This is a genomic window from Pseudomonas fluorescens, from assembly GCF_001307155.1.
Classification (GTDB): domain Bacteria; phylum Pseudomonadota; class Gammaproteobacteria; order Pseudomonadales; family Pseudomonadaceae; genus Aquipseudomonas; species Aquipseudomonas helvetica.
In genome coordinates this window covers 4,745,317-4,759,550 of record NZ_CP012830.1, presented here as the reverse complement: position 1 = coordinate 4,759,550, position 14,234 = coordinate 4,745,317, and the positions used below count along the sequence as shown (strand labels likewise).

The 14,234-nt window shown below is 61.8% G+C and carries 11 protein-coding genes and 2 riboswitches; of the genes, 3 read left to right on the top strand and 8 right to left on the bottom strand.

What is annotated here, in order from left to right; genetic code table 11:
• Positions 1-84: 84 nt before the first annotated feature.
• Entirely contained in the window at positions 85-579 is a 495-nt protein-coding gene (locus AO353_RS21700; protein ID WP_081013789.1) for a thioredoxin family protein, read from the top strand.
• A gap of 5 nt (positions 580-584) precedes the next feature.
• Here AO353_RS21700 and AO353_RS21695 read toward each other — a convergent pair whose 3' ends face one another.
• Positions 585-992 carry a MerR family transcriptional regulator gene (locus AO353_RS21695; RefSeq protein WP_054596799.1) on the bottom strand — a complete coding sequence of 136 codons (408 nt, stop codon included), beginning with the start codon at positions 990-992 and terminating at the stop codon, positions 585-587.
• Between the two features lie 77 nt (positions 993-1,069).
• Here AO353_RS21695 and AO353_RS21690 point away from each other — a divergent pair, with 77 nt between their 5' ends.
• Complete coding sequence (locus AO353_RS21690) at positions 1,070-2,293, top strand: NADH:flavin oxidoreductase/NADH oxidase family protein (RefSeq protein WP_054596798.1); 1,224 nt, start codon at positions 1,070-1,072, stop codon at positions 2,291-2,293.
• A gap of 56 nt (positions 2,294-2,349) precedes the next feature.
• On the opposite strand, the gene AO353_RS21685 is transcribed toward AO353_RS21690, so the two are convergent.
• The 7 genes from AO353_RS21685 to cobW all read right to left on the bottom strand — a co-directional run bounded on the left by AO353_RS21685 (position 2,350) and on the right by cobW (position 13,178).
• On the bottom strand, positions 2,350-3,075 hold the full coding sequence (locus AO353_RS21685) for a DUF2182 domain-containing protein (protein WP_054596797.1): 726 nt from the start codon (positions 3,073-3,075) through the stop codon (positions 2,350-2,352).
• A gap of 2 nt (positions 3,076-3,077) precedes the next feature.
• Complete coding sequence (locus AO353_RS21680) at positions 3,078-4,637, bottom strand: tyrosinase family protein (protein WP_054596796.1); 1,560 nt, start codon at positions 4,635-4,637, stop codon at positions 3,078-3,080.
• Between the two features lie 134 nt (positions 4,638-4,771).
• Positions 4,772-6,415 carry a phospholipase D-like domain-containing protein gene (locus AO353_RS21675; protein ID WP_054596795.1) on the bottom strand — a complete coding sequence of 548 codons (1,644 nt, stop codon included), beginning with the start codon at positions 6,413-6,415 and terminating at the stop codon, positions 4,772-4,774.
• Positions 6,416-6,473: 58 nt separating this feature from the next.
• Positions 6,474-7,076, bottom strand: coding sequence for a vWA domain-containing protein (locus AO353_RS21670; RefSeq protein ID WP_102667318.1), 603 nt, complete (start codon positions 7,074-7,076; stop codon positions 6,474-6,476).
• Positions 7,077-7,129: 53 nt separating this feature from the next.
• Positions 7,130-8,137 (bottom strand): ATP-binding protein, encoded by a 1,008-nt coding sequence (locus tag AO353_RS21665; protein WP_054596793.1) that lies wholly within the window; start codon positions 8,135-8,137, stop codon positions 7,130-7,132.
• A 196-nt stretch (positions 8,138-8,333) separates the two neighbouring features.
• Positions 8,334-12,107, bottom strand: coding sequence for a cobaltochelatase subunit CobN (cobN, locus tag AO353_RS21660; RefSeq protein WP_054596792.1), 3,774 nt, complete (start codon positions 12,105-12,107; stop codon positions 8,334-8,336).
• A gap of 3 nt (positions 12,108-12,110) precedes the next feature.
• Positions 12,111-13,178: a cobalamin biosynthesis protein CobW gene (gene cobW / locus AO353_RS21655; RefSeq protein ID WP_054596791.1), complete on the bottom strand. Its 1,068-nt coding sequence runs from the start codon at positions 13,176-13,178 to the stop codon at positions 12,111-12,113.
• A gap of 97 nt (positions 13,179-13,275) precedes the next feature.
• A riboswitch (cobalamin riboswitch) is annotated at positions 13,276-13,488 on the bottom strand.
• A 223-nt stretch (positions 13,489-13,711) separates the two neighbouring features.
• Positions 13,712-13,938: riboswitch (cobalamin riboswitch) on the top strand.
• 99 nt (positions 13,939-14,037) lie between these two features.
• On the opposite strand from cobW, the gene AO353_RS21645 reads away from it, so the two are divergent.
• Positions 14,038-14,229, top strand: coding sequence for a CbtB domain-containing protein (locus AO353_RS21645; protein WP_054596789.1), 192 nt, complete (start codon positions 14,038-14,040; stop codon positions 14,227-14,229).
• Positions 14,230-14,234: the final 5 nt, after the last annotated feature.

Here is a 14,234-nt window from a genome sequence, read left to right as displayed (position 1 = left end):
GTGAACGCGGCACGAACAGTTCTCACGTTCCGATCATGTTGAATACGTACTTGTCCCAACGTTTTCTGTGCAAAGGAGTATTCCGTGAATCCAAAAACCGCTCCCATTACCCTGGCACCGCAATACCGCCGGGCATTGAGGACTTACCGCCCGGTCGTCCTGTATTTCGCTCATCCGCACTGCTACGCCTGTGAGTTTGCCGGGCCGATATTTCGGGCGACGGCCGAGGCCTATAAAGATCGCGCCGAGTTTTACATGTTGAATACAGCCGAATCCCCCCGTCACCCCAAGGTCAGCGGCACCCCCACGGTGTTGTGCTATTGCAACGGGAAACTGCTGAGAAAGCTCAAAGGTTTTGATAGTGCGGAGACTTTGAACAACGTGTTTATCGCTCTCTTGGGCAAGGCTCGCGCTAAACCTGTCCCACGCAGACCGCAGCGTGACCTGCAATGGTTGCGGCAAACCCTTGGCTCTTTACGCACCGTTCCACGGGCGCATCAGTTGCTCGCTCATCGCAGCGCGAAGACTTCGAAACCCTCGTCTCCAGTCTCTGCCGACGGTTGCACCAATCAGAGCTGAACGCATCAGTGGTGCTTGAGCGTCGCCAGCACGCGCTCGGCGTTCTCCGAACACGCCATCCCCTCAGGCCGGTCCTTGATGGTCTCGATCATGCCCAGCAACTTCGCCTTGCTCTGCGCCAGATGCTGTTGCATCTCTTCGATCTGTCCGACCTTGTGCTCAAGGCTCGACACCAGTTCGTCGTGCCTGAGCTCACCCTGCTTTGGACTGGTGAGCAACTGCTTGAGCTCTTCCAGGCTGAACCCGGCCTGCTGCGCACACTGGATGATTTGCAGGGTTTGCAGCACCTCTGCCGGGTAGCGCCGATAACCGTTGGCCAAGCGCTGGACCTGGCCGATCAACCCCTGGCTTTCGTAAAACCGGATGCGCGAAGCGCTCAGGCCGCTCATTTGCGCCAACTCACCAATCTTCATCAGAACCTCATTACCACGCTTGACATTAAAGTTAACTTTAAGCTTAGCCTCACTTCTCCACTACTGAGGAGTCAAGCATGTCGCCCTTTCACGCGTTGAATCTGCCCAACGGCCAGACGATCGGCAATCGCATCGCTAAAGCGGCGATGGAAGAAAACCTTGCCGACACTGATCAAGCCCCCTCACAGGCCTTGATGCAGCTCTATCGGGCCTGGGCTGATGGCGAGGCCGGTTTGCTGTTGACCGGCAACGTAATGATCGACCGTCGGACCATGACCGGCCCCGGCGGTGTAGTGCTGGAGGATGAGCGGCACCTTGAACGTTTCCGTCAATGGGCTGCGATTGGTCGGGCCAAGGGCGCACAGTTCTGGATGCAGCTCAACCATCCCGGGCGCCAGACCATGGCCAATCTCGGTCAACCCGCCTGGGCGCCGTCTGCCGTGGCGCTGGAAATGGGACAGTTCTCGAAGATGTTCGCCCAGCCCACACCGATGAGCGAAGACAACATCCAGGAGGTCATCCAGCGCTTCGCCAGCAGCGCTGCCCTGGCCGAAAAAGCCGGTTTTACCGGTGTGGAAATTCACGCGGCGCATGGCTACCTGATCAGTCAATTCCTGTCGCCATTGAGCAATCGACGAACCGACCGCTGGGGCGGTTCGCTGGAAAATCGCGCGCGCTTGTTGATTGAAGTGGTGAACGCCGTTCGTGCAGCCGTCACGACAGACTTCTGCGTCGCGGTGAAACTCAATTCCGCCGACTTCCAACGTGGCGGCTTCGATGCCGACGATGCGCGGCAGGTCATCGACCTGCTCAACCCGCTTGCCATCGATCTGCTGGAGTTGTCGGGTGGCAGCTATGAAGCTCCGGCGATGCAAGGCGAAGCCCGCGACGGTCGGACTCTGGCGCGCGAGGCCTACTTCCTCGAAATGGCCGGTGAACTGGCGAGCCGGGCACAGATGCCGGTAATGGTGACCGGCGGTATCCGACGCCTGCCGGTTGTCGAACAGGTGCTGGCCAGCGGCATTGCCATGGCCGGTATCGGCACCGCGCTGGCGGTCGAGCCGTTGCTGGTCAAACTGTGGCGCGAGGGACATGACAGCCACCCACAATTGCCGCCGATCACCTGGAAACGCAAGCCCTTGGCGGCACTGGCCAACATGGCCGTGGTGCGCTTTCAGATCCAGCGCCTGAGCCGCGGTCGCCAGCCAAAACCTGCGGTGTCGGCACTCTGGGCGTTGATTCTCGACCAGTTGTACATCGCCAAACGCACGCGCCAGTACCGGGCAGCGATGAGCAAATAGCCGGATGGCTTATGCAATCCTCGTGGAGCTACCTGCGGCCGCTCCACGGGTGAGGGTCAGCGAAACAGGCGGGGCCAGTGCCATCGAACGGGTCGAGGACGCTTGAACCGTTCCCAGAGCATCCAGCCCATGCTCACCAGCATCAGCGGCACATGCCCCTGCTCTGCCAGCATCGGCAACAACATCAGGGCCCAGCACGAGCCGACGCACCAGCCTGCGCTGACCACACCATAGGCCAGACAATCCTTGATAAACCCCCAGCCGAACGCCGAAATCCTTGGCTGGTGATGACAGCGGTTCAGGTACCGTTGTTTGAGCGGCGAGGCCTGCCACACCAGGCACACGGCCAAAGTAACGACAAACGCCATCGCCTGCGAAACCCCAAGCATCACCCGCGCCGCGACTACCAAGGTCATGAGCAGCAGACCGGCTAGCGTCCAGACGCTGGTGAAACCCAGCACAAACAACACCACCGCCTGCCAGCGCTTCCTCAGCAAACTGCGTTGCCATACATACGTCAGCGGATGGACCAGCAGCAAAGGAGTCATCGCCAGCAACATCGATAGCCATGAAACCACCAACTGGCGAGGAGGATTGAACAGCAACGCCTGTTCAATCCCCTGCCAGCTCGCGGCATAAGCAAGAGGCACGAAGGCTCCGCAGAATGCCGGGATAGACAGCATCTGCACCGAACCGAGGAGCAGCCCCCAACCTGCCAGGCTGATCAGGATCAGCCACGGCAGGAAGCCTCGGGTCACGGCCTGGATGAGGTATGCCCCCATCTTCAGTCGCCTTGTCGATAGACACTCACACGACCGACCGTGATGTTGTCCTCGGCCTGAACATCGGTCACCGGCACAAAGCGCACTTGCAATTTCGCCAGAACCGGATGGCCGCTGGCACTGAGCTTGTCGAAGACATCAGTGATTTCCAGCACATGGCTCACACCCTTGCCGCCATGCTGGCTGTCCGGGCTGCTGGCCTTGCGCACGCCAAACAGCGAGATCGACCCAACGTATTGGTCAGGCAGCGCCGACAACTGTCCCTCGACCGGCAGACTGATGTACACGTCGAAGGTCGCCGCGTCATTGTTTCCGCGGATGTTTTCCAGGTTGAGGTACACCCGGTCCAGGGAATGCTCCGCAACCGTGGGGGCAAAGGCCCGGGATTTCAGGTTGCCCATCAGCTTGCCCGAGGTGCTCTGATCGAGTTGCAACGGCGTCTCGACTGTAGCGCCGGTCAAGGCGATGGCTTTGTCATTGGCGCCGAGCAGTTCGGCGGGTGATTGGGCGCTCATGGATTTTTCCTTCACTACTGCCGCACCAAGAGGCTCGGGGCTTGCGCCCAAGGTTTCCAAGCGTTGTTGAAATGCCCGGGTACCGTGCAGCGGGTCGGACGTATCCTCATAACTATAATCCAGCTTCGGTGCCCGGGTATCGAGCATGTCAGACACCTTGAACGGCCACGAATCGCCGCTGACCGTCGGCACCACGAAACCCCGACCCGGGGTCGGCGGACCATTGAGCCACGCACCGTTGACCGGGTTGCGGTTCTGCCGGTCACGCTGCAGCCACACGTCCCAGAGCCGGTCGATGTTGGCGTGATGCAGCCAGAATATCGGGTCCAGACCAGCGGTATCCGGATCGATCATCAACCCCGGTACCCGGGTGCCCTGTTGCTGGCCGCCCACGGCGACGTGCACGTAGTTGTGCGGTTGCGACTCGAGCCGGCCGCTGACCTGGCCATAGTGCTCGAACACCGTGACCGGGCCACCAAAACCTGGAGAGCCACCGCCGGAACCGCCGGCGAAATCATGATCGGTAAGGGCCGGACGCAGATTGATCCGCTGCTCGTTGAGCACCACCACCCCGTTACCGGTCGGGCCAAACCGGCGAGCTACAAACAAGGGATTCTGCTCACCGTTGGGCAACGTGGTCGCCGCGAAACAGGCCGGAAGCTTCAGCGTCTGCTGGTTCTCGTTGTAGTTCCAATACGGCAGGGCCCAATCACTTGGCCCTCCGAGACTGACGATAGCCTTGCGGACGATCTGCTCGAATGAAGCAAGATAGCCGCGGTGCCACGGCAAAAAGTACCAGCTCTGGTGCTGACACTGGTTCCAGTAGGTGTCCTGATCTGCCTGGGACGGTAGCTGCTCACCCCGTCGCAGATAACCGGCGCTTTGCCAAAGGGGAATATCGATACCGTGAATCGCCGCCAGAAACCGCCAACTGGTGCGGTCAGTGATCGGTCGTTGTTGAAGGACTCCGACGCCACGCGCATACCACAACAAGGTATCGCTCCAGCCAGAACCCAGCTTCCATACATCACGCCGTACATGTGCCATGGTAGTTCTCCCTGAAAAACCGCGTGAATGAGGAGCGCACTCCTCAACAAGCAACGGTAGATCAGGTGCCGCACAGCCCCTGTGAAAGCAGACCGGCGGCATGACCTTCACGGCCAGGCAGAATCGGCGATCATTTACCGCCCGGAAAAACGCAACCGCGAGAGCATTCGCAGGTCGCCGTCCAGGTAATAGGCGTTGGTCCAACTGTCATCCACTGCCAGGGGCGGAACCTGCTTGAGGTCCTCTTGCCTGGCGGCATAGCGGAATCGGTAATGCTCGTAGAAGCGCAGCAATTCCAGGCCATAGCGGTCGGCCAGATCGGTGTCGCCGCGAATGATCAGGAAGTTTTCGTCGTTGCCTTCACTGGCATTGATGCTCAGGTTGTGGCTGCCGCTGATGATGATCGGCGCGTCGGTGGTGAAGTCGACGACGATGGCTTTGAGGTGCACCAGCAAATCGCCCTTCTGGCCTTTCATGCTTTCCTTGAGCCAGCCTTCGATACCGGTGTTGAGCAACGCAGTGGCGGCGAAATCGGCCGTGCGGTCGGCGTGATAACCGGTGATGCGGCTGGCGGTGTTTTGCAGGCCATAGCGCAGCACATCGTCGTGGGGCTGGCCGAGCAAGGCGTTGAGGATTTCGTCCGGCAGCGCGAACGCGGTGACAAACAGAACGTCCTTCTTCGCCGCATTGATGATCTCGACGAATTGCTGCAGATCGGCCTGGCCGGTACGCGGTGAGAATCCGACAAACAACGGCTGTGACGGGTCCATCGGGTTGTTCTTGGTCAACCAGCTGCGTGTAGCACCCACGTCAGTCGGCGCAGCCCAGATCTGCTCGAACACTTGCAAATAACGGACACCCACAGCGGTATTGTCCAGCACATGCACCACGTTGGCCTGGCGGTAGACGCCGTTGTCGGTGAAATTCGTACTGCCGCACAGCACCGATTGCGGCCGATATTCACCACCATCGATCTTGCTCAGCACGATGAATTTGTCATGGAAGATCGCGTGGGTCACCCGCCCCCGCTTGCTCTCGTCGGGAAGCTTCGCCAGGCTCTCTTCATTCATGGTGGTGTCGGCATCACCGGGCTTGGCGTGATACAGCACCCGAACCTTGGCACCGCGCCCAAACGCCGCGTTGACCGCATCGATAATGGTCGGCAGTTGATACTCGTAAATCGCGATGTCCAGCGCCCACTGGCCATCCACGGCGCGCTCGATGAAACCGGTGATCTGCTCCAGCAAGCCGTTCTCCAGCCATTGCCGTGGTGCGGCGGGCCAGTCGTCGAGGGACAGGTTCTTGTTGGCGCTCAGCTGTGCATCGAGCTCGGGGAACTTGCGGGAGAATGCCTGGCTGGCCGCCACCGCACGATTGAAAATGACATGCTGGCCCGCCGGCAGGCCATTGTCGGTGGTAACCGTCACCGCCAGGGCCTCGCCCAATTGCGGAGCATCCGGCGTGCCATAGGCCAGATGCACCCGATAGTTGATCGTCACGCCCGGATTGACCGCGTAATCAGCCCAGCGAAATTTCTGCAACGGCGCGCTGTCGCTGGGCGTCGCGTTGTACTGGGGAAAGGTGTGCGCCTTGCCGGGGAAGGTCAGGCTGTTGAACAAAAACTCCCAGGGCCGGCTGCCTTGCTGTTTTTCGATGGCGAAACCGAGCAGGCCTTTGCGTCGGGGTTCGGCCAAGTCCATGGCCAGTAACACACCGTTGGTACCGGCATAGGCTTTGACGCGGAAATCGTCCTGACTGTTAGCGGCTAGAACACGCATGATCCACTCCTGTGATGAGCTGAGCCCACAGCATAGGTGCTGTGGGTAATTCGGCAGATTAAAGCGTGTCGATATGTCGATAGTCTGCGTTCAATTCGTGCGCCAGGACCTTCGCCCGCCCCAATCGAATCGGCCCGCGCTCGATGTCCACCAGCAGCGCCGGGCAATTGAGCGCCACCTGCATTGGCGTGTTTTCTAGACGGCCATCGGTCAACAGCAACACGCGTTGTTGCTCTGCCGGGAAACGCTTTTGCCGCAACGCCAACCAATGCGTCGCCTCATCCAGCGCCGCGAACAACGGCGTGCCTCCGCCCGCACCGAGTGCGTCGAGCCAGTCGCGCAGGCTGGCCGAGGCTTTCAGGCCTTGCACTTGCCACTTCGGCGCAGCACCACTGGCGGTCAACAGCGCCAGTCGCGCACGTTGGCGATAGGCGTCGTCGAACAATTGCGCCAGCAGGCCTTTGGCGTCGCTCAACGCCTGATGACGCCGGGTCGAGGCCGAGGCATCGACAATCACCAGCCACAGCTCATGGGGTGAACGACTGCGCAGATGAAACAGCAGATCTTCGCGTTGACGCGGGCGGCCGTTGAGCAGCGTGCCGGGCCAATTGACCGAGCCGTTTTGGCTGGCTCGACGCTGACCTTGCCTGCCATTTTTCAGGCGTCCTGCGCGGGGTTTGGCATTCGCCCCCGCATCAGATCGAGGGCGAATGCCTAGGGCTTTTTTGGCCAGCTCGGCACTTCACGGCGGGCGCCGGTGGGTAATGCCTGAGCCGGCATTTCACCCCACTGGCCCTGGCCTTCGCCGGGGTTCGGTTGTTGGGTTGCGGACGAGTCTGGCGTGGTGTTCTGGCGCGGCGCAGACGGCGGCGTGTCGCGACGCCGATGGCGCAAGGCAAACTCGGCGACGGCATCGATATCGTCCTCGCTGATCGCCCCGGCCCCACGCCACGCCGCATGGGCGCGAGCCGCACGCAGCCAGACCAGGTCAGCGCGCAAGCCGTCGACCCCGGCGGCAAAACAACGCTCGGTGATCTGCGCCAGCGCCTGATCATCCAGAGGAATGTTCGCCAGTGCCGCACGTGCACCTTGGCAGCGTTCACGCAATGCCTGCTGCTGAACTTCCCAGTCGGCGCAAAAAGCCTGGGGGTCGCTGTCGAAGTCCAGCCGGCGACGGATGATCTGACCGCGCTCAAGCGGCGCCGTGTGACCGCTGAGGGCGACGTTCAGGCCGAAACGGTCGAGCAGTTGCGGACGCAGCTCGCCCTCTTCCGGGTTCATGGTGCCGATCAGTACAAAGCGCGCCGAATGCCGATGGGAAATGCCGTCGCGTTCGATCAGGTTGGTGCCGCTGGCAGCGACGTCGAGTAACAGATCCACCAGGTGATCGGGCAGCAGATTCACTTCATCGACATACAACACGCCGCCGTCGGCCTTGGCCAACACACCGGGGGAAAACTGCGCACGGCCTTCACCCAGCGCGGCGTCCAGATCCAGGGTACCGACCAGTCGCTCTTCAGTCGCGCCCAACGGCAAGGTGACGAATTGCCCGCTGGCGAGCAAATCCGCCAGGCCACGGGCCAACGTCGACTTGGCCATGCCCCGCGGGCCTTCGATCAGCACGCCGCCGATTTTCGGGTCGATGGCCGTCAGGCACAGCGCCAGTTTCAGGGCATCGGCGCCGACCACGGCGGAGAGCGGGAAATGCGGGGTGTCGGTCATCGGGTTTTCTCGTTCGTGATCAGTAATTGCGGTGTGGCGAGGGAGCTTGCTCCCGTCGGCCGGTCCGCGTTCGGGCGCAGCAGTCGTAAAATCAGCCAATGCGGTATGCCTGACAGAATGCAATTGCAGGTTTTAGGGCCGCTGCGCAGCCCAGCGGGAGCAAGCTCCCTCGCCACAGTTGCAGGCAGGTATCCGGTCAGCTGTCTTCTTCTATATCCAGCAGCAAATTCTCCAGCGCCTCGCGGTACTCGCCCGGCTCCTGCCACATCCCGCGTTGCTGAGCTTCAAGCATGCGCTCGGTCATGTCGCGCAAGGCGTGCGGATTATGCTGCTGGACGAATTCGCGGGTCGACGGGTCAAGCAAATAGGCGTCGGCCAGCAACGCGTACTGGTGATCGTCGATCAACTGCGTGGTGGCGTCGAAGGCGAACAGATTATCAACGGTGGCCGCCAGTTCAAAAGCGCCTTTGTAGCCGTGCCGCTTGATCCCGTCGATCCACTTCGGGTTCGCCGCTCGGGAGCGGATCACCCGGTTCAGCTCTTCCTTGAGGGTGCGGATCTTCGGCAAATCCGGCTGACTGTGGTCGCCATGGTAGCTCGCCGCCGCTTCACCGCTGAGGCTTTCGACGGCGGCGAGCATGCCGCCCTGGAACTGGTAATAGTCGTTGGAATCGAGCAAGTCGTGCTCGCGATTGTCCTGGTTTTGCAACACCGCCTGAACCTGGCTCAAGCGCTGGGCGAACTGTTCACGAGCCGCCGTACCCTCATCGGAACCGCCGTAAGCGTAGCCGCCCCAGTTCAGATAGACCTCGGCCAGATCCTCGCGGCTCTGCCACAAACGGCCATCAATGGCGCCCTGCACACCCGCGCCATACGCACCGGGTTTGGCGCCGAAAATCCGCCAGCCGGCCTGTCGTGCGGCGGCCTCCTCGTCCAGACCGGACTGGATCAGCGCTTCGCGTTCGCTGCGAACCTTGGCCGCCAACGGGTTCATATCGTCCGGTTCGTCCAGCGCGGCAACCGCTTGCACGGCGGCATCGAACAACCGAATCAGGTTGGCGAAGGCATCGCGGAAGAACCCGGAAACGCGCAACGTCACGTCCACGCGCGGCCGGTCGAGCAGGCTCAGCGGCAGTATTTCAAAGTCGTCGACCCGCTGACTGCCCGTCGCCCAGACCGGGCGCACGCCCATCAGCGCCATGGCCTGGGCGATGTCATCGCCGCCGGTACGCATGGTCGCCGTGCCCCAGACCGACAAACCCAACTGGCGCAAATGATCGCCGTGGTCCTGCAGGTGCCGTTCAAGAATCAGGTTCGCCGACTGGAAACCAATGCGCCAGGCGGTGGTGGTCGGCAGGTTGCGCACGTCCACCGAGTAAAAATTGCGCCCGGTGGGCAGCACATCGAGGCGTCCGCGACTCGGTGCGCCGCTAGGCCCTGCCGGAACAAAGCGACCACTGAGCGCATCCAGCAGACCGCGCATTTCTGCCGGGCCGCAGGCGTCCAGGCGCGGTGCGACGACGTCACGCAAGCTGCCGATGATCGCGCTGACGTCACCCCAGCCGGGCTGACTCAACAACTCGACATCAGCGCTGAGCGCCTGCTCGATCAACTGCGCGGCGAACAGCTCAAGACGTTCGCGAGTGTCGCCAGCGGTGCGCCATGCCTCAGCGCTGAGCGTCTGCAATTCAGTCGGTTTCGGACCGGACCAAGGATCGGATAACACACAATCCAGTGGATCGAACCCGAGCGTGAACGCCTTGGCCAAGGCCCGCAACAGGCTCGATTGCGCCCCTCGACCGTCACCGCGCGGAATGCGCAGCAACGCCAGCAAGGTGTCGATGCGCAGACGCCCGCTTGGCGATTCGCCGAACACGTGCAGGCCATCGCGGATCTGTGACTCTTTCAGGTCGCACAAATAGGTGTCCAGACGCGGCAACCAGATCGCGGCATCGGCGTCGCTGTCGAGCTTCTCGTCCAGCTGCAATTCACGGTCGATATGGGTTTCACGCACCAGATTGAGGATGTCGCGCTGCAACTCCCGCGCACGGCGTGGGTCGAGCAATTGGGCTTCGTAATACTCGTCGGCCAACAGTTCCAGATTGCGCAACGGGCCGTAGGTTTCGGCGCGGGTCAGCGGCGGCATCAGGTGGTCGATGATCACCGCCTGCGTCCGCCGTTTAGCCTGCGCGCCCTCGCCCGGGTCGTTGACGATAAACGGATAGATATTTGGCAGCGGTCCGAGCAATGCATCTGGCCAGCAACTTTCAGACAGGCCAACGCCCTTGCCCGGCAACCATTCGAGGTTACCGTGCTTGCCGACGTGAATCACCGCGTGGGCGCCGTAGGCCTGACGCAACCAGAAATAGAACGCCAGGTAACCGTGGGGCGGCACCAGGTCCGGATCGTGATAGACCGCGCTCGGATCAACCTGATAACCGCGCGCCGGCTGAATGCCGACAAAGGTCAGGCCAAACCTGAGCCCTGCGACCATCATTCGTCCGCTGCGGAACATCGGGTCGTTTTCAGGCGATCCCCAACGCTCCAGCACCGCCGCGCGGTTGGCCTCGGGCAAGGCGTTGAACATCGAATAATAGTCGGCCAGTGCCAGGCTTTGCTGGCACGGGCGCAGGTCGATGCTCTCCAGGTCATTGCTGACCCCGCCGAGCAATTGCTGAATCAATGCGGTGCCGCTTTCCGGCAAATCGGCAGGCAACGGATAGCCCTCGGCGTGCAGCGCCCGCAAGATATTCAGCGCCGCAGCCGGCGTGTCGAGGCCAACGCCGTTGCCAATCCGCCCATCGCGAGTCGGGTAGTTGGCGAGGATCAGCGCAATGCGTTTTTCAGTATTCGCCACCCGCGCCAACTCGACCCAGCGCCGCGCCAGTTCAGCGACAAAATCCATGCGTTCAGGTTGCGGTCGATAGCAGACCACATCGGACTGACTGCGCTCACTGCGCCAAGCCAGATCCTTGAAACTGATCGGTCGGCTGATGATCCGCCCATCGAGCTCCGGCAAAGCGATGTGCATCGCCAGATCCCGCGGGCCGAGCCCTTGCTCGCTGGCACGCCAACCGGGTTCGTTGTCCTGGGCGCAGATCGCCTGGATCACCGGGATATTGCGCCGGAAGGGCCGCAGATGCGGGGCTTCGGGGCTCGATTGAGCAAACCCGGTGGTGTTCAGAATCACCGAGGCCTGCACCTCATCCAGCCAATCCTCGCCCACCGTCAGGCAGCCGGGCTCTTTCAAACTGGCCAGCGCTATCGGCAGCGGGTTCAGCCCCGCCGCCCGCAAGCGCTGGCAGAAAACATCGATGAAAGCGGTGTTCGCCGCCTGCAAGTGCGAACGGTAAAACAGCACCGCCGCCACCGGCTGATCAAGCTGCCAGTCGGCTTGCCAATCGCCCAGCGTCGCGTTGCTTTTGTGTGGGTGGTAGATCGCGGTACGTGGCAAGGTCTGCGGTTCGGACCAGTGGTAATCGCGGCCCAGCCAACGACTGGCCAGACAGCGATACAAATCCAGCGCATTGCCCATGCCGCCCTGACGCAAAAAGTGCCAAAGCCGCTCGCGGTCTTCGACAGGCACGGTACTGAGGTCGCTGAGCTCCGGGTCAGGACGGTCATCGCCCGGCACCAGAATCAGTTGCACACCGCGTTGCGACAGCTCCACCAGACGTTCGATGCCGTAGCGCCAATAGGCGATCCCGCCGTGCAGCGAGATCAGAATCACCTTGGCGTGGCGCAGCACTTCGTCGACATACAAGTCGACCGAGGCGTGGTTCTGCACCTGCATCGGGTTGGCCAAACGCAGGCTCGGATAGTCCTCGGGCAACTGCTGCGCCGCTTCGGCGAGCAGCGCCAGACTGGAGTCGCCGCTGCACAGAATCACCAGCTCGGCGGGGGTTTGGCCAAGGTCGGCAATGTTGTCATCCGAGACGAAACCGCCGGGCTGGGTCCTGAGCAGGTGCATGGGTTAAACGCTGAGCGCGGCGCGCAATTGCGCTTCGAGCAAGACGGCGTCCAGTTGCTGGCCGATCAGCACCAGACGGGTGCTGCGCGCTTCGTCTGCGCCCCACTGACGATCGAAATGCTTGTCGAAACGTGTGCCCACGCCCTGGATCAGCAAGCGCATCGGTTTGTTCGGGATTGCGGCGAAACCCTTGACTCGCAAAATGCCGTGCTGGACCACCAATTGGGTCAAGGCATCAAGCAACAGGCTTTCATCGGCTTGCGGCAGTTCGATGGAAATCGAATCGAAAGCGTCGTGATCGTGGTCGTCGTGGTCATCGCCATCATGGTGATGGTCGTGGTGACTGTGACGTCCGTCGATGTGCTCTTCAGAGCCGGCGCCCAGGCCGATCAGCACGTCCAGCGGCAAGCGACCGCTGCTGGCTTCGATGATTTTCACCGCGGGCGGCAGCTCTTCGGCGACTTCCAGGCGCACTTTGGCCAGATCCGCCGGGCTGATCAGGTCGGCCTTGTTGAGGATCACCAGGTCGGCGCTGGCCAGTTGGTCGGCGAACAGCTCGTGCAGCGGTGATTCATGGTCCAGGTTCGGGTCGAGTTTGCGCTGGGCATCGACCTGATCCGGGAACGCGGCGAAAGTGCCAGCGGCCACGGCCGGGCTGTCGACCACGGTGATCACCGCATCCACGGTGCAGGCGCTGCGGATTTCCGGCCACTGGAAGGCCTGGACCAACGGTTTTGGCAGGGCCAGGCCAGAGGTTTCGATAAGGATGTGGTCGAGGTCGCCGCGACGGGCAACCAGTTCGCGCATCACCGGGAAGAACTCTTCCTGAACCGTGCAGCACAAGCAGCCGTTGGCCAGTTCATACACGCGGCCGTTGGCTTCTTCTTCAGTGCAGCCGATGGAGCATTGCTTGAGGATTTCGCCGTCAATGCCCAGCTCGCCAAACTCGTTGACGATCACCGCGATGCGTCGGCCCTGGGCGTTATCGAGCATGTGCCGCAGCAAGGTGGTTTTGCCCGAGCCGAGGAAGCCGGTAACGATGGTGACGGGAAGTTTGGCCAGTGTTTTCATCGGATGCCCTTTGGCAAGGTGGCGGGCATACGGGACGACAACCGGCAGCGCTTGAGCGCGCGGAAGAATTCGCCACCGGATCACCCCGCCCGGTTGTAGTGAGAATCTGTAGCGAGGCAGGTCTCCTGGCTGACGGTGGGCCAGTCTTTCGACTGGCGGTTCCTGCACCTTCCCGCGCCTGAAAACAAAAGAGCGCAGTGGCATGGCAGAAACGAAACCGTTCACAGTTGCGGGGGCAGCCGCGGCATCGACCGCGTTCCCTTCTTAGCTTCGGCGCACGCACCAAAGAACCTCGAAAGCGCAAGGCTACGCATCGCATCGGGGCGGGTCAATGTTCGCGATCCACTGTGGCGAGGGGGCTTGCCCCCGCTCGGCGGCGAAGCCGTCGCAAATCCTGTGCATGTGATGTACCCGAAAGAACACAGGGGGCCGCTTCGCGACCCAGCGGGGGCAAGCCCCCTCGCCACAGGACTCTGCGTAACCCTCCATCTGAGAACGCTTGCCAATTGACGCCCCGCCCTCGCCCATGCTCTCCTACACGCCTTGTTACGGGTGCCCTTCACAGGGTGAAACGGGAAACCGGTGAATCATGTGCTTTACTCAAAAGCCATGTCAGTCCGGTGCTGCCCCCGCAACGGTAAGCGAGCGAAGAATCAGATCCACTGTGCCAGCAGTTCGGCATGGGAAGGCGATTCTTGCAGGTTCGGCGAATGCCAGCCCCTCGTGAGCCCGGAGACCGGCCCGCAACACATCAATAACAAACCCGCGGTGGGCGGGCGCTGTTTTAGCCTCTGCGTGCCCGGCTCGCGGGGGTTTACATGCGCTCGATTCACCCACTGACTGACCAGAGGGAAGCGCCATGTCGATCATCAGCAGCACTCGCCACGTCACCGCCAGCACCACCTCCACCCTGAGCCAACGCCTCGTTGCCGCTATTGGCGCATCGATTCTGGGCGCGTGCCTTGTGTATTTCGCCGGCTTCTCGCACATCGACGCGGTGCACAACGCCGCCCACGATACCCGTCACAGTTCTGCGTTCCCGTGCCACTGAGACCT